The following is a 26,515-nucleotide window of genomic DNA, read 5'->3' as shown; positions in this document are numbered from 1 at the left end:
CCTTGTCATCGGTATAGATCAGTACGAACGCGATGGCATCCCGACGCTTCCGCATTGCGTGGACGACGGGCTCGCCGCTGTCTCGTGGCTCCGCTCAATCGAGGTTCCGGACAACCGGATCCTTCTTCATCTCTCGCCGTCAACAGGACGCAACGTCAATGCTGGCGGCATCGCTGTCCACGGCTGTGATCATCGTAGCATCGTGCAATCGATCAACTCGCTGAAGAAAGCCAAGGCTGACCAGTTATTCGTCATCCTATCTGGCCACGGCCTGTACGCAATCTCGAAATCGGTCTTCCTACCTTCGGATTACGGCGTCGACGAAATCACCTCCAACAATTTTTGGCTGGATGAATATCTTCGCTATTTTATGAGCTGGGATTTCCGGAGACAATACATCATCTACAACGCCTGCAAAGAACCCATCGCTACGATCGGCAGAGTCCCACCCGTAATGGCCAGGGGGCCTGAAGCTCATCCAGACAGCTATAAACCAGCCGCCGGCAACGCGCTCACGGTGTGCCACGCTGCGGCGCCGGACGAGAAAGCATGGTCAGGAGACGCCGGGGGAACACTTGTATCGGAGCTTCTCGATGCACTCGCCCCTGAAAAGCTCAGCAGCATGGACCCGCTCGATCCTCTGCAGTCCGCCATCATCTACGATTGGGACACCGGGACACGCGAAGTCGACTTGAAAGAGATCTTTGATCAGGCGGTCGCGCCGCGCTTCGCACTCAGGGCTGCGGCGGCGAAGAACCCGCAGACCCCTTTTTGTCAACGCCTCGGGGTGGCAGAGCTGACGAATCGTTCGCCAATCATCGACCTCCCGCAAGACACCTACCTTCCGGTTGTTGTTAAGACCGATCCGCCTGAGGCGAAGCAGGCTATTGCACTGCTTACCCTTCGATCCCCGGTACCAACGCGACAGCTCGTGCTGCCTGGCCTCGGTAAGCCGATCAATCTGCCAATGCGCTGTTTTGGTCCTACCGGTGCGACCGTGTGGACCTCGTTCCTAACGGAGCCCATGAGCGAGTGGCGCAAGCGTCGGTCACCCGCTCCAACCCAACTCGTTGGTGACACCGTCGAGATCACTTTGGAACTCGAGAGAACGGATCCCCCACCACTCAGCACCGACGAGCCACCGGACGCTTCGTTCACCCCAGTCCCACAAGGCAGTTGGTCCAGCTGCGGCATCACACCCGACGCATTCAATATTCGAGCGAGCGGCACCGGAGGAGCATCGTACTCTCTGCCGGGCCCTGCATATGACTCCCTACTCTCCGGACCGTTTGCCCCGAGCGCGCCGCAGGCGGGTGTTATCTTTGAGAGGCATGAGTTCGGGCCCAACATTCGCCCAGACCCTGCGGTTCCTGATGCCGCCAGCGCTGCACGAAGCCACGCGCTGGACTGGCTTCATGCTTTGCGGTCCACATACGCCGGCAACGGCCTCGAAATCTATCTCTCGCCCATCGGCGACGACTTCGATCGTCCCGCTACGAATTTGCGATTTGTCCTGCCGGAGGGCGGGGCTCGGCGGCTCGGGGGACACTTGGCCGGCACTCCGCTCGTATCGATCGAGCTTATCGGTTTCCCCGAGCGGACGCGAAGGATGTCGCTCACCGACATCGAGGGACACCCGACCGAGTACCTCGAAGCGGGCTTCTATCGCGTGAGGGTGGACCTTCCCTGGGGAGATTGGGCCTGCAGCATCAGCGTGGGACTGTCGGACGGTGTCGCGGAATGCACGTTGCCGAAGCGGATCGGCGTTGAGCCGCTTCGCAACCTGGCTGCCTTCGGCGAGGCGTCCGAGCGCGCGCGGATACGGCAGAGCACGGCGGCGGCGGGAAAATCTTTCAATGTGATCGTCCGGACGGGTAAGCAGCGCTTTGCCATTCTGGGTGGTGGTATCGAACTTATCCTGAACCAGGATGTCAGCGGCTTTCGGATCGAGCCCCAGTCAGACGCGGCAGTGCCTGAGTGGGACGCGGCTTTCTCCACTGGTCGTGCAAGCGCGATCGAAACATCGCGCATTCGCGAACTGCTCGGGGATGGCGCGGCTGAGGCCTTTCGAACGTTGGCGGAGCGAGACCTCATGCTGCTCGCGTGCGCCTACGCGGCGTTCGGGCGGGACGAAGGGGTCCTCACTGTGGAGGCCCTCGACGCGATGCACGGCGCTCTTCGCGACGCTCCCGATGCAAGCCTCCTGAGGTTGGCGACCGGCGCGAGCGCAGGGGCTGATGTCCTCCATCGCTTTGCTGACAGCTCCCTCGTGCCCCTTCTGCGCTGGGGCGTACCCATCATGCAGACACTCTTGCACAAGCATAATTTTGCGGTGCCGGATTGGACGAGGCATCTGACCTTCACCTCCGCCTGGACCACAATTGATGAGGCCGGTATCAAGTCGCTGGAAATCGACGACCGGAAGGCCAACCGACCGCGGGTGTGGACGCAAACCGTCGATCTGGATGAGCGCCCTTCGGCTCCGGTCATCCGCACTCGGCAAACCCGATCGTCGACTTTGGCCGGAATTGCCCTCCGCTCTGGCGCGGCCGTCGCGTACCCCTCGTCCATCGCAGCGTTGGTCCGTGGCGTGGACATCCTGGCCGACGCGGTCAAGGTGACGCTGGGCCCGAAGGGCCGTACCGTTGTGATCGAGAAGAGCTTCAGCGCGCCCCGGATCACCAAGGACGGCGTGACCGTCGCCAAGGAGATCGAGCTCGCCGACAAGTTCGAGAACATGGGCGCCCAGATGGTGCGCGAAGTGGCCTCGAAGACCAACGACATCGCGGGTGACGGCACCACCACCGCGACCGTGCTGGCCCAGGCCATCGTCCGCGAGGGTGCCAAGTACGTCGCCGCCGGCATGAACCCGATGGACCTGAAGCGCGGCATCGACCTCGCCACCCAGGCCGCCGTAAAGGACATTCAGAGCCGCGCCAGGAAGGTATCGACCTCGGAGGAGATCGCCCAGGTCGGCACGATCTCGGCCAACGGCGACAAGGACATCGGCGAGATGATCGCCCATGCCATGCAGAAGGTTGGCAACGAGGGCGTGATCACGGTCGAGGAGGCGAAGACCGCCGAGACCGAGCTCGACGTCGTCGAGGGCATGCATTTCGACCGCGGCTATCTCTCCCCGTACTTCATCACGAATGCGGAGAAGATGATCGCCGAGCTCGAGGATCCCTACATCCTCATCCACGAGAAGAAGCTGTCGTCGCTCCAGGCGATGCTGCCGGTGCTCGAGGCCGTGGTGCAGACGGGCAAGCCCCTCGTCATCGTCGCCGAGGACGTCGAGGGCGAGGCGCTCGCCACGCTCGTGGTGAACAAGCTGCGCAGCGGCCTGAAGGTCGCGGCCGTGAAGGCGCCGGGCTTCGGTGACCGCCGCAAGGCCATGCTCGAGGACATCGCGATCCTGACCCAGGGTCAGATGATCGCCGAGGACCTCGGCATCAAGCTCGAGAACGTGACCCTCCCGATGCTCGGCCGCGCCAAGCGCGTCCGCATCGAGAAGGAGAACACCACGATCATCGACGGCGCCGGCGAGAAGTCGGACATCGAGGCCCGCGTTCAGCAGATCAAGGCGCAGATCGAGGAGACCACCTCGGACTACGATCGCGAGAAGCTTCAGGAGCGTCTGGCCAAGCTCGCAGGCGGCGTCGCGGTGATCCGCGTCGGCGGCGCGACCGAGGTCGAGGTCAAGGAGAAGAAGGACCGCGTCGACGACGCCCTCCACGCCACCCGCGCTGCAGTAAAAGAGGGCATCGTCCCAGGCGGTGGCACCGCGCTTCTGCGGGCCAAGAAGGCCGTGGCGGCCCTGTCGAGCGACAACGCCGACGTCCAGGCCGGCATCAAGATCGTGCTGAAGGCCCTTGAGGCCCCGATCCGCCAGATCGCTCAGAACGCGGGCGTGGAGGGCTCGATCGTGGTCGGCAAGATTACCGACAACACGGGCTCCGAGACCTTCGGCTTTAATGCCGAAAGCGGAGAGTACGTCGACATGATCGAGGCCGGCATCATCGACCCGGCCAAGGTCGTGCTCACCGCTTTACAGGACGCGGCCTCGATCGCTGGCATTCTCGTGACAGTAGGAGCGATAATCGTCGGCGAGGTATCTCCGAAGCAGAGCGACAATGGTCACCGGGCGATGGAAGCATCCACCAGGGCGCCAGATGAGATAGTCATGTGAGGCGGATCATTATTTATCCCGCCTTTGTCGAGCTATTCCAATAGTGACTTGATCCATTTAGACAATTATAAGCTATGAACGACGCATGCTTGACAATCAAACGCAATGGCAAGTCGTGCCATCAGCGTTTAGCAAGACTTATGCCCTGTTTTGCAGTGTCGCGAGCTTTCGCGCCGCGCCGCGTTGCGCCCGAAGGCGTTCGCCGTAGCGAGCCGGCATGGCTGGCGTCTTCCATGAGCCAGCCTGCATCACCTCGAGCAGCTCGAACCCGGCCGCGAACATGTCCTGCGTAGCACCGACTCGAGTCGAGTGACCGGAGGGGAGGCGTGGGATTTTCAGCCCGGCCGCCGAGGCCAACGCCCGGTAAATCCTCGCCACGTCCCTGTCACCGAGCGCCCGTGCCCCGACCTTGCCGCTCTTGGTGAGCGGCCGGAACAGTGGTCCGCTCTCCAGCCCGGCCGCGGCGAGCCACGCCTCGACATGAGCCATGGTGTCGGGGGCCAGGTACTTGATGGCGCCTTCGCCCTCCTGGTCGGCTTTCGAGCGCCGTACCAGGACAGTGCCGGAGCCGTCGGCACCGCGCTCCAGATCCTCGATCGACAAGGAGACGAGTTCGGAGCGGCGCAGCAGGGTGTCGTAGGCGACGGCGACGAGGGCGATGTTTCGCAGCGCGATCAGTGGAGCCCCGTGCTCGCCTTCTGACACGCGCCGATGCAGGCGCTCTACTGCCTTCACGGCGATCATGCGGTCGATGCTGGTGCGGTTGAGGGGCTCGGCCTGCTTCTGGCGCCGGCCCTTGGCCCGGTTCATCCGCTTGACCGCCAGCCGGACGATCTCGTCGGCACAGGGGTTGGCTAAGCCGGCGGCCCGGTGCAGCGCAGCGATCGAGGAGCGGTAGCGCTCGACCGTGGCGCGCGACTTCGTCTCGGCCTGTGCGTCGATGAAGGCGGCGATCGTCTCGGGCGTCGCCGGCAGCATCGTCCGGCCGGCCTCCCGGCACCAGGCGGCGAAGATCCGGCTGTCGGCGGCGAAGGCCCGGACGGTGTTGTCGGCGAAGGCACCGTGTGCGGCGCGGGCGTGGCCCTCGAGCCGTTCGATCAGGATCTCGTCGGTCGGCGGCAGGCCAGCGGCGGGCGGGACCGGCAGCGCCAATGCCTCGAGAGGGGATTCAGGGGTCGGGTCGGCGCGGTCGAGGTCCATGAGCCGAGCCTACCCGGTCGGGCCTTAACGATCCACTAATTATGACCGATAATCGTCATTATCGGTCATAATCGGAGCGGTGAATTCGGCTATGACACGGTTGCGCCTTGTTGCGAATATCAAGATTGTGGAGCAACAGACGTTCTCTCCCTACGAGTTATATGAGGCCCTTGGTTATGGTTGAACCCCTACGCCGAACGGTACAGGTTGCGGAGAATGGGAGAATGAACCTCCCTGCGGACATGCGTCGCGGATTAGGCCTGAATGGGGCTGGGCGCGTGATCCTTACACAGGATGAGGATGGCATTCGCATCTCGACGGTCGATCAGGCCTTGAAGCGTATCCGAGCCCTAGCGGCTCCGTTCGCCCAAGGGCGAGAGTCCGTGGTCGACGAGTTCTTAGCGGAGCGTCGCGCCGAAGCCGCGCGGGAGGATGGTGAGGATTCGGATGCCGGACGCAACTGACCCCGTGCTCGATGCCTCGGCGGTGCTGGCCGTCATATTCGGCGAGGCGGGTGCCGATCGGGTGGCGGAGCATCTACCGGGCGCGCGGATCTCCGCGGTGAACGCTGCGGAGGTGATGACCAAGCTCGTCGACCTCGGGATGCCGGAGGATACCGTCGACGCGGTCTTCGCGGGACTGCAGCTCACGGTCGTGCCCTTCGAGATGGCCCATGCACGTGACAGTGCGCGCCTTCGAACACTCACCCGGGCGACCGGTCTGTCGCTGGGCGATCGCGCCTGCCTGGCGGTGGCAGGTCAGCTCGATGCCCCGGCGTTCACGACCGATCGGGCTTGGTCGCGGCTGGACGGCGCCGTCGTCGGCGTCACGATCGAGCTGCTGCGTTGAGGCAATGGCTGGCACCGCCACGCTCCAGGCGATCGCGACGGGGCTCAACGAGCGCCAGCGGGCCAATCTGCTGGCCGCCTACGAAGAGGATCAGGCCCGCGAGGCGACGCATTGCGGGCTGGGCGATCCTCCAGCCTGGCGCTGACGCGCGGACTGAAGATCCGGTAGCGAGGTTTTCCTTACATTTGATAACATGGCAGTTTTCTCTGATATCCGCCGCCACTCAGCGCACACATATCGCAGCCCTGCGGGTGCTGGGGTCAGGAGCGTTTCCCTGCGGCACACTCGGCATCAACGTGCTGGGGTCATTTTTGATGGGCCTCGTTACCGAATACTCTACTCTCAAGTCTGGCCTGCCGATACAGCTCCGACTCTTTCTGACAACTGGCATCCTCGGCGGGTTCACCACCTTCTCGGCGTTCTCGCTGGAAGCTGCGCTGCTGTACGAACGCGGCCAACTGGGCGCGGCGCTGGCTTACGCGGTCGGCTCGGTCGCGTTGACGACCGGCGCGTTGTTCCTCGCCCTCGCCCTGGTGCGGCTGCTGGTGAATGGGGGGCTGCATGACCCCGCTGGGCGTCGCAGGCGGCGAGCGATGCGTCCAGGAAAATAGCTCCCGCGATCGGCGGCGGCGCGGTGATGAGGGGCGTCGGGGCAACGTCAAGCATGGGGCCCCTCCTCGTCGAGGAATATGCCGGGGCATGCGCCCCGGTTAGCGTTAGCGGGGACGCTTTTCAAAGCCGATGTCGGCCGCGACGGCCTTCAAACGGTCCGAGCCACGCTCCTTGCGTTCGCTGTAGCGGTCCACCAAGTAGCCGGCGCGCTCGCGGGTCAGCAGCGTGAACTTCATCAGTTCCTCGCAGACGTCCACCACGCGCTCGTAGAGCGGCCCTGGCCTCATCCGACCGGCGTCGTCAAACTCCTTGTAGGCCATTGGCACGCTGGACTGGTTCGGGATGGTGATCATCCGCATCCAGCGGCCGAGCAGGCGCAGGGAGTTCACGGCGTTGAAGCTCTGCGAGCCGCCGGACACCTGCATGATCGCCAGGGTGCGGCCCTGGGTCGGGCGCACGCTGCCCTCGCTCAACGGCAGCCAATCGATCTGGCTTTTCATCACGCCGGTCAAGTTGCCGTGCCGCTCCGGCGACACCCAGACATGACCCTCGGACCACAGCGAAAGGTTGCGCAACTCCTGCACCTTCGGGTGGTCGGCGGTGGTGTCGTCGGGCAGCGGCAGCCCGTCCGCGTGGAAGATCCGCACCTCGCCGCCCATCGCTTCCAGCAGGCGAGCGGCCTCGTAGGTCAGGAAGCGGCTGAACGAGCGCTCCCGCAGCGAGCCGTAGAGGAGCAGGAAGCGCGGGGCGTGGGTGAACGGCTGGGCCACCTGCAGATGCGCGCGGGTCGGCAGCTCGAAGTGGGCCTCAGACAGGTTCGGCATACCGTCGGTGAAGGGGTGCAGGGGCTTGTCCAAGAGGCGGCCTTCATCTACATTTCAATAATGATTGAGATATTGCATAAATGATGGACCAACGGCAAGCCGTCGCCGCCTTCGCGGCCCTCGGCCAGGAACACCGCCTACGCATCGTGCGGGCGCTCGTCACCGCCGGCCCGGACGGCCTGGCGGCCGGCGTGCTGGCGCAGGAGGTCGGCGTGGCCGGCACCAACTTGTCCTTTCACGTGAAGGAACTGAGCCATACCGGGCTGATCCAGTCCCGTCGGGAGGGGCGCTCGGTCATCTACACCGCCACCTTCCCGTCGCTGGGCGATCTGATCGCCTTCCTGATGCGCGACTGCTGCCAGGGCCGTCCGGAGGTCTGCGCCCCGGCCGTCGAAGCCCTGGCCGCCTGCCTTTGCACTCCCGGAGACACCGCCCATGCCTGAGCGCGTCTACAACGTGCTGTTTCTCTGCACCGGCAACTCGGCCCGCTCGATCCTGGCGGAAGCTATGCTGAACAAGGACGGGCAGGGGCGCTTCCGGGCCTTTTCTGCCGGCAGCCAGCCCAAGGGCCAGCCGCACCCCCTGGCGCTCGAAGCCCTCCGCGAAACCGACTATCCGACCGAGGGCCTGCGCTCGAAGTCGTGGGACGAGTTCGCCGCGCCGGGTGCCCCGGTGATGGATTTCGTGTTCACGGTCTGTGACAACGCGGCCGGCGAAACCTGCCCGTTCTGGCCCGGCCAGCCGGTCACGGCGCACTGGGGCATCGAGGACCCCGCCGCGATCGAGGGCCTGGACTACGTGAAGGCGGCGGCCTTCCGCCAGGCGCAACGCTACCTCAAGAACCGCATTTCCGCGCTCATCGCCCTGCCGATCGCCAGCCTGGACGAGTTCGCCCTGACCGCCAAGGTGCGCGAGATCGGCCAGCAGGATGGCGCCACGTCGCCCCGGCCGGAGGTCGCGTGATGGACGTGGTGGTCTACCACAACCCGGCCTGCGGCACCTCGCGCAACACGCTGGCGATGATCCGCAACGCCGGCATCGAGCCGCACGTGATCGAGTACCTGCAAACCCCGCCCACGCGGGCACTGCTTGTCGCGCTGCTCGACCGCGCCGGCCTCACAGTGCGCGACGTGCTGCGCGAGAAGGGCACGCCCTACGCCGAGCTGGGCCTTGGCGATCCGGCCTTGACCGACGCCCAGTTGCTCGATGCCATCGAGGCGCACCCGATCCTGCTCAACCGGCCGCTGGTGATCTCGCCCAAGGGCGTGCGCCTGTGCCGGCCGTCCGAAGCCGTGCTGGATCTGCTGCCGGCGCAACAGGGCGAGTTCGTGACGGAAGACGGCGAGCGGGTCGTGGACGAACACGGCCGCCGCATCGCCTCCGCCTGAGCGTCATCCCCAACCAGAACAAGAAACGTCCCCATGCTCGCGCTTGCCATCTTCCTCGTCACCCTCGTCTTCGTCATCTGGCAGCCCAAGGGCCTCGGGATCGGGTGGAGCGCCCTGGCCGGCGCCGCCGTGGCGCTCGCCACCGGTGTGATCCACCCCGGCGACATTCCGGTGGTCTGGCATATCGTCTGGGACGCCACGTTCACCTTCGTGGCGCTGATCATCATCTCCCTGCTGCTCGACGAGGCCGGGTTCTTCCATTGGGCGGCGCTGCACATTGCCCGCTGGGGCGGTGGGCGGGGCCGGCTGCTCTTTCCGCTGGTGATCCTGCTCGGCGCGGCCATCGCGGCGGTGTTCGCCAACGATGGCGCCGCGCTGCTGCTGACCCCGATCGTGCTGGCGATCCTGCTCCGCCTCGAGTTCAAGCCGGCGGCAGCGCTGGCGTTCATCGTCGCCTGCGGGTTCGTGGCGGACAGCACAAGCCTGCCGCTGGTAATCTCCAACCTGGTCAACATCGTCTCGGCCAACTTCTTTGACGTGACGTTCGGACGGTACGCGGCGGTCATGGTTCCGGTGAACCTGGTGTCGCTGGCGGCGACGCTGGTGGTGCTCGGGCTGTATTTCCGGCGGGTGATCCCGGCAGCGTACCCGGTGGCGGAACTCGCACCGCCCCGGCAGGCGATCCGTGATCCGCTGGTGTTCCGGACGGCGTTTCCGCTGCTCGGCGTGCTGCTCGCCGCCTACTTCATCACCGCGCCGTTCGGGGTGCCGGTGTCGGTGGTGACCTGTGCCGGCGCGGCGGTGCTCCTGCTGGTCGCCAACCGGGGCCGTGTCATTCCGATCCGCAAGGTGCTGGCCGGCGCCCCCTGGCAGATCGTGCTGTTCAGCCTCGGCATGTACCTGGTGGTCTACGGCCTGCGGAACGCCGGCCTGACCGACGAGCTCGCCAAGGGCCTGGTCTGGCTGGGCGGACAGGGGCCGTGGGTCGCCACGGTCGGCACCGGCTTTGCCGCTGCCATCCTGTCGTCGGTGATGAACAACATGCCGTCCGTGCTGATCGGGGCGCTCTCGATCCAGCAGGCCCCGGACCTGTCGCCGCTGATCCGCGAGCTGATGATCTACGCCAACGTGATCGGCTGCGACCTCGGGCCGAAGTTCACGCCGATCGGCAGCCTGGCGACCCTGCTCTGGCTGCACGTGCTCGCCAGCAAGGGCCAGAAAATCACCTGGGGCCAGTACATGAAGGTTGGCCTGGTCATCACCCCGCCCGTGCTGCTGGTCACGCTGCTGGCCCTGGCGGCCTGGCTGCCGCTCGTCGGCACCCGGTAGCCGCCGATGCCTCCGGCCCGGCGCTGGCCGGTGATCTCCGCCCTGGGCGTGGTCGAAATCCTCGCCTGGGGGTCATCATTCTACCTGCCGGCGGTGCTCGCCGGCCCGGTCGCAGAAACGACGGGCTGGCCGCTGGCCGGGGTGGTCGGCGGCCTGACCCTCGGGCTGCTGGTTGCCGCCGCCGCCGCACCACATGTCGGGGTGGCGATCCACCGCCACGGCGGCCGGCCGGTCCTGACGCTCGCCGCGCTGCTGCTGACGGCGGGCCTCGTCACCCTGGCCGTGGCGCCGGCCTTGCCGGTCTATCTGGCCGGCTGGCTGCTGCTCGGCCTCGGCATGGCGTGCGGCCTGTACGACCCGGCCTTTGCAACCCTTGGCCGGCTCTACGGCGCCGAGGCGCGACCGGCGATCACGACCCTGACCCTGTGGGGTGGGTTCGCCAGCACCGTGTGCTGGCCGCTCTCGGCGTTCCTGGTCGCGCAGGTCGGCTGGCGGGGGGCGTGCCTGGCCTATGCCGGCCTGCACCTGCTGGTCACGCTGCCGCTGGTGCTGCTGCTGATCCCGAAAGCTCCGGCCCTGCCGGTGACGGCGGAGCCCCACCAGGCGACGACCGGCCCACTGACGAGACAGGAGCGGCGGGCGTTCCTGCTGTTCGCCGGTGTGCTCGTGCTCGGCGGCGCGATCATGGCGCTGGTGTCGGTCCACCTGATCACGCTCCTCCAGACGCGCGGCGTGGCGCTCGCCTCGGCGGTCTCCTACGGGGCGCTGATCGGCCCGGCGCAGGTCGGGGCGCGGATGGTGGAGATGGCGTTCAAGGGCCGGCATCATCCGCTGTGGACCCTGACGGCGGCTCTGATCCTGGTGGCCCTCGGCCTGGTGCTGCTCGCTCTTGGCCTGCCCGGTGTCGGGGTCTGGCTGGTGCTCTACGGCGGCGGCAACGGGATCTATTCGATTGCGCGGGGCACGGTGCCCTTGGCGCTGTTCGGCCCCGTCCGCTACCCGGTCGTGGTCGGCCGCCTGGCCAGGCCGGGACTGATTGCTCAAGCCCTCGCGCCGCCGGCCGGCGCGTTCGTGCTGACTCATGCCGGTCCGGATGCGCTGTGGCATCTGCTGCTCGCCCTGGCCCTCATCAATGTCGGGCTGGTCGGGGTGCTCTGGCGGGCGCGGTAGCCACCATTCGCAGCTCACGAGGCATGAGCGGAGCGTCGCGCCTTCTCGGCCGGCGCCTCGACCGGCTGCTGTTTGCTCAACTGTTCCATCCGGCGCGGCAGCTCGCGCAGGAGAGCGGTACGCCGGTAGGGCGTCAGCTTCCGCCACGCCTTGATCTCCGGCACGGTCCGGCCGCAACCCAAGCACCAGCCGGTCTTCCCGTCCCATGCGCACACCCCGATGCAGGGGTCCTCCTTCTTCATGCTAGGGGCCTCCGTGCCCCGATCACGCAATTTGTGCTCGACAACGCATAGGGTAGCCCCCTATGTATCACCCTACAAGCGAAAGCTGACCCGATGGCCCACACGATCAAGGAAAAGACCAAGCTGCTGGCGCGGGTGCGCCGGATCAAGGGACAGGCGCAGGCGGTCGAGCGCGCCCTGGAGGCGGAGATCGGCTGCGCCGATGTGCTGATGCTGGTCGCCTCGATGCGCGGGGCCATCAACGGGCTGACCGCCGAGTTGATGGAAGATCACATCCGCCACCACGTCGTGAACCCGGACAACGAACCGGATGCCGACCGCGCCAAGGGTGCGGCCGAGCTGATCGAGGTGGTGAAAACCTACCTCAAGTAACGAAAGCTCATGCCATGACCCCTTTGACCGACCTGCTGCAGCAGGGGACGGCGCACGCCTGGCTGTTCGTGCCGACCGCGATCCTGCTCGGTGCGCTGCACGGCCTTGAACCCGGCCACTCCAAGACGATGATGGTAGCGTTCATCATCGCGGTGCGCGGCACGGTCATGCAGGCAGTGCTCCTGGGGCTGGCAGCCACCCTCTCGCATACGGCGGTAGTGTGGGCGATTGCCCTGGGCGGGCAGTACTTCTGCCAGCAATACGCTGGGGAGGCGTCGGAGCCATACTTTCAGCTCGCCTCTGCGATGCTGATCGTCGGCATCGCTCTCTGGATGGTGTGGCGGACGTGGCGCGAGCAGCACCATAACCACCACCATCACCACGACGCGGCGCACCACGTCACCACCCGCAGTGGCCTGCTGACGCTGGAGATCTTCGAGGACGGCGTACCGCCGCACTGGCGCGTGCGCAGCGAGCGCGGCCCGCTGCCGGAAGCCGTGGCGCTGAGCGTCGAAACCCAGCGCTCGGACGGCGCCCGGCAGGTGTTCGGGTTCGTGCGCAACGGCGAGTTTCTCGAAAGCCTCGAGAAAATCCCGGAACCGCACGCGTTCACGGCGCGGCTGCACCTCGATGCCCCGGCCGGTGCGGAGGTCCACGAGGTCGCGTTTGAGGAACACGACCACGATCACATGAACCTGGGCGACGAGGACGATGCTCACGCCCGCGCCCATGCCGACGACATTCGGCGGCGCTTCGCCGGTCGCACCGTCACCACGGGACAGATCGTCATGTTCGGCCTGACCGGCGGCCTGATCCCGTGCCCAGCCGCGATCACGGTGCTGCTGCTGTGCATCCAGCTCAAGCAGTTCAGCCTCGGGTTCGCACTGGTCGTGTGTTTCAGCATCGGCTTGGCGCTGACGATGGTGTCGGCCGGGGTGCTGGCCGCCCTGAGCGTCAAGCACGTCGCCTCTCGTTGGACGGGGTTCAGCACCTTCGCTCGGCAGGCGCCCTATGCCTCGGCCGTCTTGATCGTATTGGTCGGCCTCTACACCGGCTGGCTCGGCTGGCAGGGCATCCAGCACGGCCCAGCGGCGCACGCGGCTGAGGCCGCTGCCGTGCGGAATTCTTGAGTTGTAGCAGGGATTAGCCAAAGCAGACCGGGCCACGTAACCCGGTCTGATCGGCGGGCGGGTGCTCAGCCGCGCTTGCTCATGTTGCTGGCCATGCCGTCACAGCAGCCGCCGCCTTTCTTGCCCGTCATGCCGGCGTGGGTCATCGCCATGCCGCCCTTGCCGCACATCATCGCGCCTTTGCCGCCGCAGCAGATCATCGCCAGGGCGGGCGTGGCGGCCAGCATCAGCAGCGTGGCGTTCGTCACAACAGGCGTCTTCATCGGGATCTCCGGATCAGCTCACATCCGCTCTTTGATGCCGACGCTGACCAGCCACCAGTTGACCGGGTAGCTGGTCAGAAACCCGGCCACCATGGCGAGCTGCATGGCGAACCAGAACTCGACCGAGTTGACCGGCGCCGGCCGGCCCGCGAGGTACGGGTAGAGGTAGAACTGCACGAAGGCCATGAAGCCGTACATGCCGACCTGCCAGGCGATCAGCGAGGCGGTGTCGGCTTTGACCGCGGCGATCAGACCCTCCCTGGGGGACAGGCCGCGCATCGGCACGATGGCGTAGTACTGGAACACAATCCCGAGCACGTAGGCGAACACGAAATCGAGCACCCAGACCGCGTACATCTTTTCCGCAAACAGCGAGTGCCAACCGAACCAGACCGCCACCCCGGGGACCAGGAACGCCAGCAACTCGGCGGCAACATCGCCAAGCATGCAGCCGCTGCCGCAGTGGAGGGCGCCCTTGCCGACCATCACCGGGAAGGGGGTCTGGGTCATGTTGGGCGGCTTCTCGCCGTGCGCCTTGGCGTGGTGGTGCGCCGCCATGGTCGCCAGCCGCCCGTAGCGGAAGTATGCCCAGACGGTCGCCACCGTGCCGAACAGCGCACTGACCGGCCAGACGATGTTCATCACCGTCATGTGTTGCGGCTGCCGGATTACCTGGACCGACAGCAGCAGCGAACAGGCGCCGCCGAGCAGCAGGGCGAGGATCGCGAGGGCATGGAACCAAGCCGGGAACATGGACAGTAGCCTTTCGTGGACCTGCAGAGATGGCGGCTTACATGCCCGCCATCGCCGGCATGCCGCCGGTGAGGCTCACGGCCAGCATCCACAGCGCCATGGCGACCATCATCACGTTCTCGGTCAGAGAGACGAAGCCGAGCGGGACGTTGCTGCTACCACCGACGCAGGCGCACTTCAGCTCGCGCCGGTCGAGGTAGACCGCCTTGAACACCGACACTGCGCCGACCGTGCCGATGAACAGCGCCACTGGAATGCTGAGCCAGTTCAGCGCGCCAGCAATCATGAGTACGCCTGCCAGGCCCTCGGCGAAGGGGTAGATGTAGGAGTAGGGCACCCATCGCTTCGCCAGCAGGTCGTAGTTGAGGAACATGGTCGCGAAGCTCTCGACGCTCTGGAGCTTGAGCAGCGCCAGCACGGCCATGCTGAAGGCGATGAACCACTCCCCGGCGCGCACGGTGAACGGCGTGCCGTAGACCGCGTAGCTGGCGGCGAGCGCCATCAGCGCCGTCATGCTGAACAGCGCGATGACGGGGGTGTAGGTGGTGGCCTTGGGGTTGGCGATCGACTTGCCGAAGTAGCGGCGCAGGTCGTCGTAGCCGCCAATCCGCTGGCCGTCGATGAAGGTCTGCGGGGTCGTCTTGACGCCGTGCTCGGCCTTGAACGCGTCGGTCGCCTCCCGCGAGGTCAGCCACTTGTCCTCGACGGTGAAGCCTTGGCGGCGCAGCAGATCCTTGGCTTTCAGGCCGTAGGGGCAGGTGTGCGCCTCCATGACCATGCGATACAGCGTGGCCTGACGGGGTTGGGTGGAGGAAGTCATTGCAGCATCTTTCGGATTTGAGTTGTTGACGTGTTGCGTCTGATATAAGGTCCGTACCATGGTACAGGGTCAAGCAGTGCTCGAAATCACGATTGCAGGGCTGGCCCGCGCCGGCGGCGTGGGTGTTGAAACCGTGCGCTACTACCAGCGGCGCGGACTGCTGCAGACGCCAGCACGTCCCGGGCCTGCGGGCTACGGCGGCGGCATCCGCCACTATGGGGCGGACGACCTGCGCCAGTTGCGGTTCATCCGGTCCGCGCAGGTGGCTGGGTTCACCCTGGAGCAGATCGCCGAGCTGATCGCGCTTGATGCCACCGACGACCGCCCCCGCGCCCAGACGCTGGCCCAAGAGCGGATCAAAGCCCTCGATGCCAAGATCGCCGAGCTGCAGGCAGCCCGGCGATTGTTGGCGCGCTTGGCGGAGACCTGCCGCGCCGGCAGCGCCGGCCCGTGCCCGATCCTCTCGGCCTTTGAGCACCAGGCCGCCGAGCCCTAAGCCGCAGCGAGGTGCGATCCCATCTCGACAGCGACCAAAGGGAGCGCGAGGGCGAGTGCGACCAGAACGTCGCGGCGCAGGCCAGCCGCCTCGCCCTCGCGTGCCAAATCGGTGTCTCGGCCTTGCCTAATTCCTCGTGCCTCGTAGCCCGTCTCATCCACGGCCTCCAGGAGGTCCGCCTCCGTGACCGCGCTCGCCAGGTGACGCTACTTCACGCGTCCCGTGGTTAGGTTCACGGCGGCGCCAGTCACCCCGCCGACGCGGGCAAGCGCCCGCTCGACGCGCGAGACGCCGGGCGCGCAGATCATGTCGGCGACGGCGACCTCGGTCCAGGCCTCCGGCACGGAGTAGCCCACCTCCTCGATGGCTCGGAGGGTAGTCGGTGCTTCGGGGGGCTGGAGAAGCGCACGTGGGCGCGTGCGTTCGCCAGGTTGACCGTCCGTCGGCGACGCCGGGAAGCCGTTCGAGCGCGGCCTCGACCCGCCCGACGCAGGATGCGCAGCTCATTCCTTCGACGGTCAGGCTGAGTTGCTGCCCCAGGCCGCATGCCGTCTGGAAGTTTAGACGACGTCTTGGCCCATGACCCGTGCCCTCCTCTGTCTCGGCTCCCACAGATAGATGGGGGTTCCAACGATGGGAAGGTCAGAGGGACCCGGCGATGCTGGGCACATGGACGACGGGACCGGGCCAGTGCCTGCCAAGGGAGCGGCTACCTCCCTTGACCTTCCCATCATTGGAAGGTTCATACAGGGCGGGAACGCGCGAGAAGGAAGACAGTGATGTTGCATTTCCACGTGTCCAACATGAGCTGCGGCGGCTGCGCCAAAAGCGTCACGCGCGCCGTCCAGGTACTCGACGGCAACGCGAAGATCGACATCGACCTGACGAGCCGGGAGATCACCGTCCGCGGCGCGGTCGACGCACCGAGAGTGGTGGCGGCGCTCAAGCGGGCGGGGTACGAGGCCCGGATGCTGGGGGCCTGACGCACGCGCCCGAGGGGTCCATTGGCAGGGAATGCCGAGACCGCTGCGGCCCGTGGCTTGCGTTGTGCTGCCTGGCCGTGAGACATTTCGTGCAGGCGTATTTCGAAGTGGACGAACCTTGCTTTCGTTGAGGACCCTCCTGTTCGCGGTGGCTGCGACGTTCCTGGCCGCCTTCCCGGCTGGTTTCTGGCGCGTATCCGCGCCAGTCGGGTTGACCGCATCCCAGGCAGAGAGCGGCTTCCAGTACGTGCGTGGCGGAACGGCCCACCTCCACGACATGGCCGTACACTACGAGAACGTCCGGGCGTCCGTCACGGCCGAGCCCGAGGACGACGCCTGTATGCATCACGCGTCCGGCGGCAGGAGCTATGCCTCTAACTGTTGCGGCTTCGCCTGCCACGCCTTAGAGCCGGCGCTCCCGCCCGGGCTTATGGCATATCCCAGCCGCACATCCGATTGCTGCGTCGTGGACGACGAGCAAGTCGACGGCTGCACCCCTTTGCGCATCGAGCGCCCACCCAGGGCGGCCTGAACCTGAACGGGTCCACTTCCCTCCAGGTCGATGGTTCGCATTCTTGCCCGCAGGCAAGGCCGTGTCCCGTACCTGACCTCCTTCGGCCGTCTTCCTGACGCTGAACGGCGCCGCGACGGGAGCAGCCTCTCCATCGCGGCGGGCGACGTAGCGGCATGGCGGGACCACCGACCGCCGCTCATTCGCGTTTCCGAAAAGGACTGTCCGGCGCCGCGCTCCGCCTGCCTTTGTGGCGAGGCTCGCGTCGGTTGATCGTGCCGAGGTGCCGACCAGGCCAACGCACCAGGATTGACTTGCGATGATCACGAACTTGTTCCGGGCATTTGCCGCGACGGGGGCGTCTGCCCTGATGGCCAGCACCGCCCTGTCGCACGACGAGGGCGCCACAGCGGGCGAGATCCACATCGAGGGGATCGCCGCCACGCCGGCGAGATCTGGCGAAACGAGCCGAGTCACGTTCACCATCGAGAACGACGGGCCTGATCGGGCCGTGCTGTTGGGACTGCTCCTCACCACGGGCGAACCATCGCAGGTGCGCGGGTTCCTGGGCGTGAGCCATAGCGCCGCGGTTGCCGGCGTGGGCGTCGAAGCTGGCGACGTCTACCGGCTGGGCGACCGCACGGCGTGGATTGATGTCGGACCCCTCCGGCATGATCTGCTGGAGGGCGCGAGGGTCTCGGCCGTCGTCCGGTTCGACCGCTTCGACGTGCCGGTCACGTTGCATGTGGACGGCTCACCCGCCGCCCGGAAGTCCCGGTGAGCGGAATGCCCTCACCTCCGGCATCATCGGCCGACCCCGCCGGGCTGTTCTGGGCGGAACTGCCTGCCCGAATGGAGCAGGACTTCGAGCGGCGGGCGCTAGCTCCGCGGCTCGGTGTCGTCCTCATCCTCCTGCTGGGTGCCCTCGCCGACTACGGCCACGGCAACCGCGCGGGCCACTGGGTCGTGCTCGGGGCCTACGGCGTCGTCACGCTGCTGGCGGCTGCCGGCGCCCGGGCGCGGTCCGACCGCGTCCGCGCCTGGCTCCCGCTCGCGGCCACGTGCGCCGATGCGGCCATCGCGGTCTACGTCGTCGCCGACCACGTGCCGCGGTATGCCGGCGAGGCCCATCTCGCGACCGACTCGGTCAGCCTCCTGCCGGCGTACTTGTTCCTGCTGCAGACCGGCATGCGTCTCCGGCCTCGGCTCGCCGCGCTCTTCGCGGTGCTCGTTGCCGTCGGGTGGGCGGCCGCGCTGGCCCTGCTCATGGACCCCGCGCGTCTCGGGCCGGACGGCACCCGCGTCCTGGTCCGCCAGGGCATGGGCCTTGCCGCGTTCGCGGTCGCGTCGGGCTTCGTCGTGGCAACAGCCGCGTGGATGCGTGCGTCGGCCGCAGCGGTGTTGCGCGCCGGGGAGGAACGGCTGATGCTGTCCAGGTTCCTGCCGGACGGCGTAGCCACGGAGGTCGTCCGCACGGGCGGCACGGCCTCCGTGGCCGAGCGCCATGCGACCCTGCTCGGCGTCGATCTTCGGGGCTCCTCGGCGCTCGCCAGGACGTATCCGCCTGCGCTCTCGGTCGCTTGGCTGCTGGACTTCCGGCGCCTCGTCCACGACGCGGTGACGACCCATGGCGGCGTAGTCGACAAGTACGTCGGCGACGGAGTGCTGGCGCTGTTCCTAGACGGCGACGCCGGCGAACAGGCCGCACGGGCCGTGGCGGCCGCGGAGGCGACGCTCGCGACCCTGGCAGCGTTGAACCGCGAGCGGCACAGGACTGGGTGCCCGACGCTGCGGGTCATCGCCACCCTGCACTGCGGCCCGGTCCTGGCCGGCGTGTTCGACGATGGCCGGCGTGCCGAGTTCACAGTGCTCGGGACGGTCATGAACGACCTGTCGCGGATCGAGCGACGTGCCAAGGAGGACGACCTGGACATGGTCGTCAGCGCGGACGTCCTGCGTCAGCTCGGTGCTGAGGCGCCCGCACGGCTGGGGGCCCGCCCGTTGCCGGCCTCGGTAGAGCCGACGCTGCCGCGCCTTTTCGCACTCTGCCCCGGCGCAACCGGACAGGCGCCAAAGGATGTCGGGCGCGGCCCCCTGTCGGCTTCACCCACCATGCTCACCAACTCGGTGGATACGCCGTGAACCCCACCCTGCCGTCCGGGACGGCCATTCCCTCCTCCCGCGACAACGGCACGCATGACCTTGTCGGCGTCGACCGGGGAACGTCGCCGCACCCGCGGGAAACGCGGCGAGCTTCCGTCCGCTCATCGCGAGCGGCTTGCGGCTTTCACGGCCATGGTAAGCCACGGACATGCAGGAACTTGCCCTGGACGCGCGGGGATGACGCATCGGGATCAAACGATCAGGTAGACTGCCACAGCCGTGAGAACGAGGGTCAGAGCACACTTCCAGAATGGAAAGCGGCTCGACGCCGCTACCTCCGTCTCAGTGTCGTACCAGAGCGGATCATCCTGATGTGTCACGACGGCTTCCCTCGGTGCGGCTCCTGCCGGAAGGGAGCACGCCTAGCCAGAGCGTCAAGTCTCGGCATTAAAGAATGAAAAATGCCGTCCATTGGAACGGCGAAAGGTCGCTGCGCGCGCGACTCAAGGTTAACTGAGGCATCGGATGGATAAGGATGACGTTGGGTTAGGCCACGATGCCTGCCGTCGTTTGCTCCAGCTATGTTCTTGCACGATGTCATCCTTGAGGTCCTGCTTGCCGGGTCCATCCACCATGGGCCATACGCACCTCCCGGACCACCCCGCCCTCGACGCCATGGTCCTGCTGGTTGACCAAGCACGGCGCAAGCTCCAGGCTGCTTTTTCCGCCGGCTACCCTTGCCGCGAAAGCCGGGCAGGCCAAGAAGAAGTGCGCCTACATCGCCAACCTCGGTAGTCGGACAAATGAGGAGGATCGGGGCGATGAAACGCTCCGTCCGGTCGCCATGCGAGACGGAACGTTGGGATCTGCGGCGGTCGTCGCCGCTCCATGCCGCCCTGACAGGCAAGCACGAAACGCGGATGTTTCTCCCGTGCAGGCCACCTCCCTCCCCTGCGCCGTCGACGCCGCCGACCACGAGTTCCTTGTGAGCCCGAACCCAACGACCTGTCCAAAGGCCTCGACGCCGCCGTCGAGGCATTCGCGGGCGACGTCTGGAAGCGCGCCAAACAGGAAGCCACCCCCCGTGTCGCGCGCGAGCGCGGCCGGGCCATCCGCGTCGCAGAGGACGACGGCGGCGAGCATCTGCTCTGCTTCGTCGAGCGGCTGCAGCCGACATCGACGCCCTTATCGCCCGCGCCGAGGCCGCCGAGGCCGATGGCAGGAGCGTCCAGACCTGCCTGACGACGTAATAGGTACCCTCGCCCGACCGGCCGATGCTTGCCGTGGCCTGGCTCCGCGGCCTGCCGAGCAGTGCCTTCCCGGGACGACCGGCGAACTGTTCTGCCTGACAGCCAACCACCTCGCCGACCGCAACCGCATGTGCCGCAGGCTCGCGAACCCAGTCAATCAAGCCTTTTTCGTGAACCGCGCGGACGCGGCCCTTCCGCCGACCTTCAACGAAACCGTCGCCACGACCTGGCTGGTTGCCGCGACGGGCAGCTTGCCCTGGACGCTGTTGGTGCCCGCTGGGCTCAGGTCAACCTTGTAGCTTTTGCCACCGACCAGCACCGTGGCGGTGCCTGAGATCTGTGACGCGGGAACGGGCTTGCGCATCTCGTCCAGGACGTAGACGGTTACATCGGCATCCTTCACCACGAGTTCCAACCATAGCTCCTGCGCCTCTTGCACGAGGCCGCCATGCGCGGCCTGGGGTGCCTCGCCATGGGCGAGGGCGGACCCGGATGCGAGGCCGAGGGCGAGCAACAACGGTATCGCGTATCTCTTCATCGTAGATCTCCATTTGCTCTTGTATTTGCCTGGTCGTTGGTCGCTCGTGTGGCCTTGGCCGTGGGAGACCACACGAGTCGGAGCGGCTTCCGACCAGTGCCCGTCCTGGTGCCCGATCCGGCAGCGAGCGTGTGCAACGACAGCGTGTTTGGGGGCTTCGGATCCGCCCTCACGGCGCCACCCGACTGGTGTGAGGCGACCTCAAGGGCTTTCGCGTGGCGGGCCGCGACGGTCAATGGCTGTGCTTGTGCCGCGCGCCGTCTGGCTGCGATGCGGTGGACGGCTGGTCGGTTCCCTTCGTACCTTCCGCTGGGGCGGTGCCATGGTTCATGCCGCCGTGGTCGCCTGCTGCCTGCGCCTGCATCCACATGTCGTTGTACTCGTCGTTGGACAGGCCCGGCATCTTCTGCAGCAACGCTACCGTCGCCCAAAGCATCTCGTCACCGTCACTCGCCATCGACGGCATGCCGCTCATCTTGATGCCGTTCTTCAGGATCCAGAACAGCTCGCCTGCGGTGTAGCGCCTCGTAGCCTCCTTGAGGTCGGGCGGCTCGGGGTACATGCCGTCGGCCACCTCGCTGCGCTTGGCGCCAGGTCCGCCGTGGCACGTGGCGCAATGCTCCGAAAAGTGTCCGACGGCTGACACGAGCTTGTCTTGCTCGTCGTAACCTGGGGGGGGCGCCAGACCAGCCGCATGCGCACGGATCGAGCGCACCCGTGCCTTCTCCAGCACCCACGTGGTCAGAGCCCAGTGGGGCTCAGTGGCCGCGACGTTGAAAACGCCTGCGTAGATCACGGCAGCAGCGGCGAAAGTCGCCAGGGCGCCGGCCGAGAGCAGCGTGAGAAGGACGATCTTGGCAGTTCGCATGAAAGTATCCTGGGTTAATGGGCCCGAGCCGGACTGCCAACGCGTCGGGTGCAGGATGCCGTCGGCAGAACCGGGTTGAGTGCGCGCTCGATGTCCTCCGTCGCCTCATCGCGCCTTCTGGATGCGCGTGATGGCGAGTTGCCCATTCACCCGGTCGGCGGAGAACCGGACCCGGTCCCCGGCCTTCACTCCCTTCAGGATGGCGGGGTCGGCAACCCGGTAGGCCATGGTCATGGCGTCCATGTCGATGTTCGGGATGCGCTCGTGGTCCAGCGTGACCTTGCCGGCGGCTTCGTCGACCTTCTGGACGGTCCCGCTCACGAGAGGCGTGTTGGCAGGGGGCTGGGCTGCGGCAGGTTTGGGCGGCGGCGCGGGAGAAGGAGACGCAGGCTGGCGCGAGCCGCCCGCCTGGGCTTGGCGGTCCAGCGGGCCCTCGCCGGAAGGCGTCTGGTTCGGCTGTGACCGGTAATCCGATTGCCGGCTCCGGACTTGCCACTCCTTGAGAGCGTCGATCTTCTGCTGCTGCTCGTCCTGGATCTTCTGCGCCGTCTCGCGCAACTGCCGGTCGCCGCCGTATTCGAGCTGTGCCTTGGCGAGGAAGAGTGTCTGCTCGTAGCTCGCGATCAGGAGTTCGGCGAAGTCCCGGTCCGGATCGCCAGTCAGCTTCAGGTTCCTGAAGCGGTCGGCCATGACCTCGCGCACACGCTCAATTGCGGCCGGGGCGCCCTTGGCGGGTTGGGCCCAGGCCGCCCCCGAGAGCGGGCTTGCCAACACCAAGCTCACGGCAGCCGACAGGAATAGATGTCGCATGTGATTTCCTCTACGGCAGGGGCCTGCCGCGCGGCATCGTGCGTGTCCGCGCGGCGGGCCGGTTCGGGGCGCTACTTGGCTTTCCGAATCTTCGTGACAGTGTACTGACCGTCGGCCTCGTCGACCTCGAATTCGATCTTGTCCCCGGACTTCAGATCCTTGAGCATCACCGGATCCTTGACCTTGTAGGCCATGGTCATGGCGTCCATGTCGAGCTTCGGGATGCGCTCGTGGTCCAGCGTGACCTTGCCAGCCGCCTGGTCTACCTTCGTGACCGTGGCCTTGACGGATTGCGCCCAGGCCGGGCCCGCCAGGGCCAGCAGCGCGGCGAGGGCGTAGAGAGGTATCTGCCTCATCGTGTTCTCCTGATGGTCGCTGTGCCGCTGCACGGGCACCTCTTGAGGGGCCGTGGCGAGGCCCGTGCAGCGGCTTTCGGGGGACTAGGTCCGCCCGAACCCGTCCGCCAGTGCGCGCCCGCGTTAGGGCACCGTCGTGGCAGAAGCCTGGAAGACATCCGGCATCGCCGGCTCAGTGGTTTCCGTGACCGCCCGGGTTGGCGGCCGTCCGACGCTTTCGCGGGTCGACCACGCGCAGGTCGGTCTCACGCGCGCGCTTGCCACGCGGAGTATTTGGATCGCGGCTAGGCTCGGGTAGGGGCTCGCCAGTCCACTCGTAGGCCTGCGTACCCGGCGGATGCTGATACCAGCCCGGGTCCCTATAGTCGCCTGGCGCCACGTCCGGGCGGACCTTCAGCACGGTGAACATGCCCCCCATCTCGACCGAGCCGAACGGACCGGCACCGGTCATCATCGGCAGCGTGTTCTCGGGCAACGGCATCTCCATCTCGGCCATGGCGCCCATGCCGGTCGAACCCATGGGCATGTAGCCCGGCGCGATCCTCTGAATCCGCTTAGCCGTGCTCTTTAGGTTCACGCCGATGTATGTGCGCACCGAGTGGCCCATGGCGTTCATGGTATGGTGCGACTTGTGGCAGTGGACCGCCCAGTCACCGAGTGCGTCGGCGTTGAACTCGATGGCCCTCATCTGACCTACGGCCACATCGGCGGACACCTCGTACCATTGCCGCTCGGGCGGGATCCAGCCGCCGTCCGTACCCGAGACGTGGAAATCGACCCCGTGAACGTGGATGGGGTGGTTAGTCATGGTGAGGTTGCCGAAGCGCATGCGCACCTTGTCGCCCTGGCGCGCGACCATGGGATCGATGCCCGGCCAGACACGGCTGTTGAAGCACCACATGTTCATATCGAGCATCGTGTTGACCTTAGGCACGTACGACCCGGCCTCGATATCGTAGGCGTTCAGGAGCCAGACGAAGTCGCGGTCGACCCGCCGCTCGGCTGGGTCGCGCGGATGCACGACGAAGAAGCCCATCATGCCCATCGCCATCTGGACCATCTCGTCCGAGTGCGGGTGGTACATGAAGGTGCCCGAGCGCCTCAGGATGAACTCGTAGACGAAGGTCTTGCCGGTCGGGATGCCGGGCTGGTTGAGCCCGGCGACGCCGTCCATGCCGTTGGGCAGCGTCTGGCCGTGCCAATGCACGGAAGTCGCCTCCGGCAACCGGTTGGTGACGAAGATGCGCACCTTGTCGCCCTCGACGGCCTCGATGGTCGGACCCGGCGACTGTCCGTTGTAACCCCAGAGATGGGCCTTCATGCCCGGTGCCATCTCGCGTACGACGGGCTCCGCTACGAGGTGGAACTCCTTCCAGTCCCCGCGCATGCGCCACGGAAGGGTCCAGCCATTCAGCGTCACCACCGGATTGTAGTCGACGCCGGTGGTGGGCACGAGCGGCGGCTGCGTCGTCGCCTTGTCCATCGAGGGCGCCTCGGGCAGGCCGGCGGCCTGCACGCGCCCGCTGATCATCGACGTCCCTGCGAGGACCAGTCCGCCGGCCCCGAGCAGGTTCCTCCGCGAAATCTCAGTCATTGGTCTCTCCATGTGTCTCGTGCGAGGTGGCGTCAGCCGCCCGGGGTTGCGGCTGCGAGGGTCTCGCCCCCGCCGCCGGCAACCCCCTCGACGCCTGCGCTCTCGCCGCCGAACCCCTCTCCGCTGAAGCCGCCGCCTATCACGGCCGCCCTGAGGTCGGTCGCCGCGATCCAGAAGTCGCGTTGGGCTTCGATGGCCTGGATGTTGCTCAGGATCCGGGACCGGGCGTCGATGATCAGGGTGGTGACATCGATCAGCATTCCGCTGTACTGCAACAGCGCTTGGTCCTGGATCGTCTTGCGCAGGGGCAGCACGCTGCCCTGGTAGTGGCGGGTGATGTCGTACTGGCCGCGATAGCGCTGGTAGGCCTCGCGCACCTCCGAGCGGGCGTTGACCGCCTTCTCAGCGAGACGGTGGGCAGCGCCGAGGTATGCCTCCCGCGCACCGCGCACCACCGTCGTCCCAAAGTCGTAGATGGGGATGACGAGGTCGACGGAGTAGCCGCGCCCGAAGCTCTTGTCGCGCGTGACGTTGAAGCCGCCCTGCTCGTTCGGCTCGAATGCCTTCGAGCGATCGAAGCGATCGGAATATCCGACATCAAGCACGTTGATGAAGCCGCTGACCTGGTTGAGGCCGTACTGGCCCGCGAGCGACTGGAGTTCGAAGCGCGCCGTCTGGATGTCCGCCCGCTTCTTGATCGCCTCGGCCTCGATTAGGGTGCCGCTCACCAACCGGCCCGGCAGCGCCGGCAGACTGTTCGGGAGCTTGAAGTCGATCTCGCGTCCCCAGAGGCCAAGCAGGCGGATCAGTTTCTCGCGCTCGACCCGCTGCAAGACGCGGGCTTTGGCCAGCTGCGCTCCGAGTTCGCTGTAGAAAGCGTGCTCGCGCGCCTGTTCCAGCTTGTTCAAGGCGCCCGTCTCACCGAGCTGCTTGGCCAGGGTGGACGCGGAGCCGGCGCTCGCGAGCGCCTGCTCCAGGTAGGCGATGGACTGGTTCGCCGACACGGTCCGGTAGAACTGGCGCCGGGCCTCGCCGGCGAGCCGCAGCACCTGTCCGACCGCGCGGTACTGCTCCGCCCTGAAACGGTTCTGCGCGATGGGTATGCGGACGGGCAGCGTCAGGAGTTCGATAAGGCTCGCGGCCACCGAGCGCTCGATCTCCAGCGTGAAATCGCCCCCGGTACGGCTGAGAGAGAGCCGCGGGACTGGCGGCAGGGTCGCCTGGACGAACTCGGCTTCCGACACGCCTAGGTCGTTGAAGGACGCTTGCAGGGCGCGGTTCTTCAGTAAGGCGACCTGAACCGCGCCGTCGGGCGTCAACGGGCGCCGCAGCAGTTGCTCTGCACGCGTCGCTGCGCCCGCCGCGGCGGTCTCGTCGGAGACTTTCACGATGCCCTTCCTCAGCTCCAGAGCGGCATAGCTGTGCGCCGGGCCGAGCCCACCGTCGGCCGAGAAGCCCAAGCAGCCGCCGAGCGGCACCCCGACGACCGCCAGCAGGGCGGCCGCCCGGGCGCGGCGGCCGAGCGACGCTTCGGCTCCCCAGCATGCGCCGGACCAGCGAGTCTGAGCCGAGGTCATCCGTGAGTTTCCTTTGAGGCCTAGTCCGGCGGCGAGCTGGGATTGGTTACAGGGGCGGCGCATCATCGCCCTCCCGTGTCGCGCCTGCCGCCCATGCCGGGCATGTTCATGCCGGGCATCCGGGAGTGGTCCATGCCCTCCATGCCGCCCGAGCCTGGCTTCGGCGTCACCGCGCGGTTGAGTTCGCGCCAGTCCTTGGGATCGACCACGTCGTAGCGCGCCACGCCGGCGGTGACCGCGGAGTAGTGCGGCGCGCGCACGGCGACGGCGGGGTTGGCGGGCAGGACG

The 26,515-nt window shown here is 66.8% G+C and carries 29 protein-coding genes; 15 read left to right on the top strand and 14 right to left on the bottom strand.

Annotated features, from left to right (window positions below; genetic code table 11):
• Positions 1-2,578 precede the first annotated feature (2,578 nt).
• Positions 2,579-4,189: a chaperonin GroEL gene (gene groL / locus VP06_RS37970; RefSeq protein WP_280950184.1), complete on the top strand. Its 1,611-nt coding sequence runs from the start codon at positions 2,579-2,581 to the stop codon at positions 4,187-4,189.
• Positions 4,190-4,327: 138 nt separating this feature from the next.
• Here the strand turns inward: groL and VP06_RS08045 are convergent, their stop codons facing one another.
• Positions 4,328-5,389 (bottom strand): site-specific integrase, encoded by a 1,062-nt coding sequence (locus VP06_RS08045; RefSeq protein WP_048444547.1) that lies wholly within the window; start codon positions 5,387-5,389, stop codon positions 4,328-4,330.
• 468 nt (positions 5,390-5,857) lie between these two features.
• On the opposite strand from VP06_RS08045, the gene VP06_RS08035 reads away from it, so the two are divergent.
• The 3 genes from VP06_RS08035 (at position 5,858) to VP06_RS08030 (ending at position 6,849) form a co-directional block, all read left to right on the top strand.
• On the top strand, positions 5,858-6,238 hold the full coding sequence (locus VP06_RS08035) for a type II toxin-antitoxin system VapC family toxin (RefSeq protein WP_245239711.1): 381 nt from the start codon (positions 5,858-5,860) through the stop codon (positions 6,236-6,238).
• A gap of 4 nt (positions 6,239-6,242) precedes the next feature.
• Positions 6,243-6,383 carry a hypothetical protein gene (locus tag VP06_RS36080; protein WP_156295498.1) on the top strand — a complete coding sequence of 47 codons (141 nt, stop codon included), beginning with the start codon at positions 6,243-6,245 and terminating at the stop codon, positions 6,381-6,383.
• 106 nt (positions 6,384-6,489) lie between these two features.
• Entirely contained in the window at positions 6,490-6,849 is a 360-nt protein-coding gene (locus tag VP06_RS08030; RefSeq protein WP_280818942.1) for a CrcB family protein, read from the top strand.
• 105 nt (positions 6,850-6,954) lie between these two features.
• Here the strand turns inward: VP06_RS08030 and arsH are convergent, their stop codons facing one another.
• Entirely contained in the window at positions 6,955-7,707 is a 753-nt protein-coding gene (gene arsH / locus VP06_RS08025) for an arsenical resistance protein ArsH (RefSeq protein WP_048444545.1), read from the bottom strand.
• Positions 7,708-7,757: 50 nt separating this feature from the next.
• Here arsH and VP06_RS08020 point away from each other — a divergent pair, with 50 nt between their 5' ends.
• From VP06_RS08020 to VP06_RS08000, 5 genes are read left to right on the top strand one after another with little or no spacing between them, the layout of a single operon-like run.
• Positions 7,758-8,117 carry an ArsR/SmtB family transcription factor gene (locus tag VP06_RS08020; RefSeq protein WP_048463315.1) on the top strand — a complete coding sequence of 120 codons (360 nt, stop codon included), beginning with the start codon at positions 7,758-7,760 and terminating at the stop codon, positions 8,115-8,117.
• Positions 8,110-8,637, top strand: a complete 528-nt coding sequence (locus tag VP06_RS08015; RefSeq protein WP_048444544.1) for an arsenate reductase ArsC — start codon at positions 8,110-8,112, stop codon at positions 8,635-8,637. Before VP06_RS08020 ends, VP06_RS08015 begins: the two co-directional genes overlap by 8 nt.
• Positions 8,637-9,062 carry an arsenate reductase (glutaredoxin) gene (arsC, locus tag VP06_RS08010; RefSeq protein ID WP_048444543.1) on the top strand — a complete coding sequence of 142 codons (426 nt, stop codon included), beginning with the start codon at positions 8,637-8,639 and terminating at the stop codon, positions 9,060-9,062. The genes VP06_RS08015 and arsC overlap by 1 nt, the downstream gene beginning before the upstream one ends.
• Positions 9,063-9,095: 33 nt before the next feature.
• Positions 9,096-10,391 (top strand): arsenic transporter, encoded by a 1,296-nt coding sequence (locus VP06_RS08005; RefSeq protein WP_048463288.1) that lies wholly within the window; start codon positions 9,096-9,098, stop codon positions 10,389-10,391.
• 6 nt (positions 10,392-10,397) lie between these two features.
• Positions 10,398-11,561 carry an MFS transporter gene (locus tag VP06_RS08000; RefSeq protein ID WP_048444541.1) on the top strand — a complete coding sequence of 388 codons (1,164 nt, stop codon included), beginning with the start codon at positions 10,398-10,400 and terminating at the stop codon, positions 11,559-11,561.
• A gap of 14 nt (positions 11,562-11,575) precedes the next feature.
• Here VP06_RS08000 and VP06_RS07995 read toward each other — a convergent pair whose 3' ends face one another.
• Positions 11,576-11,803 (bottom strand): DUF1289 domain-containing protein, encoded by a 228-nt coding sequence (locus VP06_RS07995; RefSeq protein WP_048444540.1) that lies wholly within the window; start codon positions 11,801-11,803, stop codon positions 11,576-11,578.
• Between the two features lie 93 nt (positions 11,804-11,896).
• Between VP06_RS07995 and VP06_RS07990 the strand changes: the two genes are divergently transcribed.
• Together VP06_RS07990 and VP06_RS07985 are read left to right on the top strand one after the other, a co-directional pair.
• Positions 11,897-12,175: a metal/formaldehyde-sensitive transcriptional repressor gene (locus VP06_RS07990; RefSeq protein ID WP_048444539.1), complete on the top strand. Its 279-nt coding sequence runs from the start codon at positions 11,897-11,899 to the stop codon at positions 12,173-12,175.
• A gap of 14 nt (positions 12,176-12,189) precedes the next feature.
• A complete protein-coding gene (locus VP06_RS07985) occupies positions 12,190-13,305 on the top strand; it encodes a nickel/cobalt efflux transporter (protein ID WP_048463287.1) in 1,116 nt (371 codons plus the stop codon).
• A gap of 65 nt (positions 13,306-13,370) precedes the next feature.
• On the opposite strand, the gene VP06_RS07980 is transcribed toward VP06_RS07985, so the two are convergent.
• The 3 genes from VP06_RS07980 to VP06_RS07970 are packed head-to-tail and all read right to left on the bottom strand — an operon-like array spanning position 13,371 to position 15,141.
• Entirely contained in the window at positions 13,371-13,568 is a 198-nt protein-coding gene (locus VP06_RS07980) for a hypothetical protein (RefSeq protein WP_048444537.1), read from the bottom strand.
• A gap of 18 nt (positions 13,569-13,586) precedes the next feature.
• Positions 13,587-14,321, bottom strand: coding sequence for a DUF4396 domain-containing protein (locus VP06_RS07975; protein WP_048444536.1), 735 nt, complete (start codon positions 14,319-14,321; stop codon positions 13,587-13,589).
• 37 nt (positions 14,322-14,358) lie between these two features.
• On the bottom strand, positions 14,359-15,141 hold the full coding sequence (locus VP06_RS07970) for a glutaredoxin family protein (RefSeq protein ID WP_048444535.1): 783 nt from the start codon (positions 15,139-15,141) through the stop codon (positions 14,359-14,361).
• A 58-nt stretch (positions 15,142-15,199) separates the two neighbouring features.
• Between VP06_RS07970 and VP06_RS07965 the strand changes: the two genes are divergently transcribed.
• Complete coding sequence (locus tag VP06_RS07965; RefSeq protein ID WP_048444534.1) at positions 15,200-15,637, top strand: MerR family DNA-binding protein; 438 nt, start codon at positions 15,200-15,202, stop codon at positions 15,635-15,637.
• A gap of 206 nt (positions 15,638-15,843) precedes the next feature.
• Here the strand turns inward: VP06_RS07965 and VP06_RS37060 are convergent, their stop codons facing one another.
• Positions 15,844-15,981, bottom strand: a complete 138-nt coding sequence (locus tag VP06_RS37060; protein ID WP_197093161.1) for a heavy-metal-associated domain-containing protein — start codon at positions 15,979-15,981, stop codon at positions 15,844-15,846.
• A 435-nt stretch (positions 15,982-16,416) separates the two neighbouring features.
• On the opposite strand from VP06_RS37060, the gene VP06_RS07960 reads away from it, so the two are divergent.
• The 3 genes from VP06_RS07960 (at position 16,417) to VP06_RS07945 (ending at position 19,273) form a co-directional block, all read left to right on the top strand.
• A complete protein-coding gene (locus VP06_RS07960) occupies positions 16,417-16,620 on the top strand; it encodes a heavy-metal-associated domain-containing protein (protein ID WP_053080351.1) in 204 nt (67 codons plus the stop codon).
• 830 nt (positions 16,621-17,450) lie between these two features.
• Positions 17,451-17,912, top strand: a complete 462-nt coding sequence (locus VP06_RS07950) for a hypothetical protein (RefSeq protein ID WP_048444532.1) — start codon at positions 17,451-17,453, stop codon at positions 17,910-17,912.
• Between the two features lie 71 nt (positions 17,913-17,983).
• Positions 17,984-19,273, top strand: coding sequence for an adenylate/guanylate cyclase domain-containing protein (locus tag VP06_RS07945; RefSeq protein ID WP_053080350.1), 1,290 nt, complete (start codon positions 17,984-17,986; stop codon positions 19,271-19,273).
• Positions 19,274-20,641: 1,368 nt separating this feature from the next.
• On the opposite strand, the gene VP06_RS07940 is transcribed toward VP06_RS07945, so the two are convergent.
• The 7 genes from VP06_RS07940 to VP06_RS07910 form a co-directional block, all read right to left on the bottom strand.
• The gene (locus VP06_RS07940) at positions 20,642-21,022 is read right to left on the bottom strand and encodes a hypothetical protein (RefSeq protein WP_048444531.1); all 381 of its coding nucleotides are present in this window, start codon (positions 21,020-21,022) and stop codon (positions 20,642-20,644) included.
• A 232-nt stretch (positions 21,023-21,254) separates the two neighbouring features.
• A complete protein-coding gene (locus tag VP06_RS07935; RefSeq protein WP_048444530.1) occupies positions 21,255-21,890 on the bottom strand; it encodes a c-type cytochrome in 636 nt (211 codons plus the stop codon).
• A 105-nt stretch (positions 21,891-21,995) separates the two neighbouring features.
• Positions 21,996-22,580, bottom strand: coding sequence for a copper-binding protein (locus tag VP06_RS07930; protein ID WP_245291098.1), 585 nt, complete (start codon positions 22,578-22,580; stop codon positions 21,996-21,998).
• Between the two features lie 191 nt (positions 22,581-22,771).
• On the bottom strand, positions 22,772-23,056 hold the full coding sequence (locus tag VP06_RS07925) for a copper-binding protein (RefSeq protein WP_048444562.1): 285 nt from the start codon (positions 23,054-23,056) through the stop codon (positions 22,772-22,774).
• 172 nt (positions 23,057-23,228) lie between these two features.
• Positions 23,229-24,650: a multicopper oxidase family protein gene (locus VP06_RS07920; protein WP_048463286.1), complete on the bottom strand. Its 1,422-nt coding sequence runs from the start codon at positions 24,648-24,650 to the stop codon at positions 23,229-23,231.
• A gap of 32 nt (positions 24,651-24,682) precedes the next feature.
• Positions 24,683-26,227 (bottom strand): TolC family protein, encoded by a 1,545-nt coding sequence (locus VP06_RS07915; RefSeq protein WP_156295496.1) that lies wholly within the window; start codon positions 26,225-26,227, stop codon positions 24,683-24,685.
• Positions 26,228-26,289: 62 nt separating this feature from the next.
• The coding region (locus tag VP06_RS07910; RefSeq protein ID WP_048462729.1) for a hypothetical protein at positions 26,290-26,515 on the bottom strand (226 nt) is incomplete at its 5' end.

The sequence above is a fragment of the Methylobacterium aquaticum genome, from assembly GCF_001043915.1.
Taxonomy (GTDB): domain Bacteria; phylum Pseudomonadota; class Alphaproteobacteria; order Rhizobiales; family Beijerinckiaceae; genus Methylobacterium; species Methylobacterium aquaticum.
Note: the sequence above shows the minus strand (reverse complement) of the source record. Positions and strands in the feature narration are given on the sequence as shown.

Coding starts and splice junctions, on each gene's coding strand:
- VP06_RS08045 (WP_048444547.1), bottom strand. CDS start 5,389: ATGGACCTCGACCGCGCCGACCCGACCCCTGAATCCCCTCTCGAGGCA.
- VP06_RS36080 (WP_156295498.1), top strand. CDS start 6,243: ATGGCTGGCACCGCCACGCTCCAGGCGATCGCGACGGGGCTCAACGAG.
- VP06_RS08020 (WP_048463315.1), top strand. CDS start 7,758: ATGGACCAACGGCAAGCCGTCGCCGCCTTCGCGGCCCTCGGCCAGGAA.
- VP06_RS08015 (WP_048444544.1), top strand. CDS start 8,110: ATGCCTGAGCGCGTCTACAACGTGCTGTTTCTCTGCACCGGCAACTCG.
- arsC (WP_048444543.1), top strand. CDS start 8,637: ATGGACGTGGTGGTCTACCACAACCCGGCCTGCGGCACCTCGCGCAAC.
- VP06_RS08005 (WP_048463288.1), top strand. CDS start 9,096: ATGCTCGCGCTTGCCATCTTCCTCGTCACCCTCGTCTTCGTCATCTGG.
- VP06_RS08000 (WP_048444541.1), top strand. CDS start 10,398: ATGCCTCCGGCCCGGCGCTGGCCGGTGATCTCCGCCCTGGGCGTGGTC.
- VP06_RS07995 (WP_048444540.1), bottom strand. CDS start 11,803: ATGAAGAAGGAGGACCCCTGCATCGGGGTGTGCGCATGGGACGGGAAG.
- VP06_RS07990 (WP_048444539.1), top strand. CDS start 11,897: ATGGCCCACACGATCAAGGAAAAGACCAAGCTGCTGGCGCGGGTGCGC.
- VP06_RS07985 (WP_048463287.1), top strand. CDS start 12,190: ATGACCCCTTTGACCGACCTGCTGCAGCAGGGGACGGCGCACGCCTGG.
- VP06_RS07980 (WP_048444537.1), bottom strand. CDS start 13,568: ATGAAGACGCCTGTTGTGACGAACGCCACGCTGCTGATGCTGGCCGCC.
- VP06_RS07975 (WP_048444536.1), bottom strand. CDS start 14,321: ATGTTCCCGGCTTGGTTCCATGCCCTCGCGATCCTCGCCCTGCTGCTC.
- VP06_RS07970 (WP_048444535.1), bottom strand. CDS start 15,141: ATGACTTCCTCCACCCAACCCCGTCAGGCCACGCTGTATCGCATGGTC.
- VP06_RS07965 (WP_048444534.1), top strand. CDS start 15,200: ATGGTACAGGGTCAAGCAGTGCTCGAAATCACGATTGCAGGGCTGGCC.
- VP06_RS07960 (WP_053080351.1), top strand. CDS start 16,417: ATGTTGCATTTCCACGTGTCCAACATGAGCTGCGGCGGCTGCGCCAAA.
- VP06_RS07950 (WP_048444532.1), top strand. CDS start 17,451: ATGATCACGAACTTGTTCCGGGCATTTGCCGCGACGGGGGCGTCTGCC.
- VP06_RS07945 (WP_053080350.1), top strand. CDS start 17,984: ATGGAGCAGGACTTCGAGCGGCGGGCGCTAGCTCCGCGGCTCGGTGTC.
- VP06_RS07940 (WP_048444531.1), bottom strand. CDS start 21,022: ATGAAGAGATACGCGATACCGTTGTTGCTCGCCCTCGGCCTCGCATCC.
- VP06_RS07935 (WP_048444530.1), bottom strand. CDS start 21,890: ATGCGAACTGCCAAGATCGTCCTTCTCACGCTGCTCTCGGCCGGCGCC.
- VP06_RS07930 (WP_245291098.1), bottom strand. CDS start 22,580: ATGGCCGACCGCTTCAGGAACCTGAAGCTGACTGGCGATCCGGACCGG.
- VP06_RS07925 (WP_048444562.1), bottom strand. CDS start 23,056: ATGAGGCAGATACCTCTCTACGCCCTCGCCGCGCTGCTGGCCCTGGCG.
- VP06_RS07920 (WP_048463286.1), bottom strand. CDS start 24,650: ATGACTGAGATTTCGCGGAGGAACCTGCTCGGGGCCGGCGGACTGGTC.
- VP06_RS07915 (WP_156295496.1), bottom strand. CDS start 26,227: ATGACCTCGGCTCAGACTCGCTGGTCCGGCGCATGCTGGGGAGCCGAA.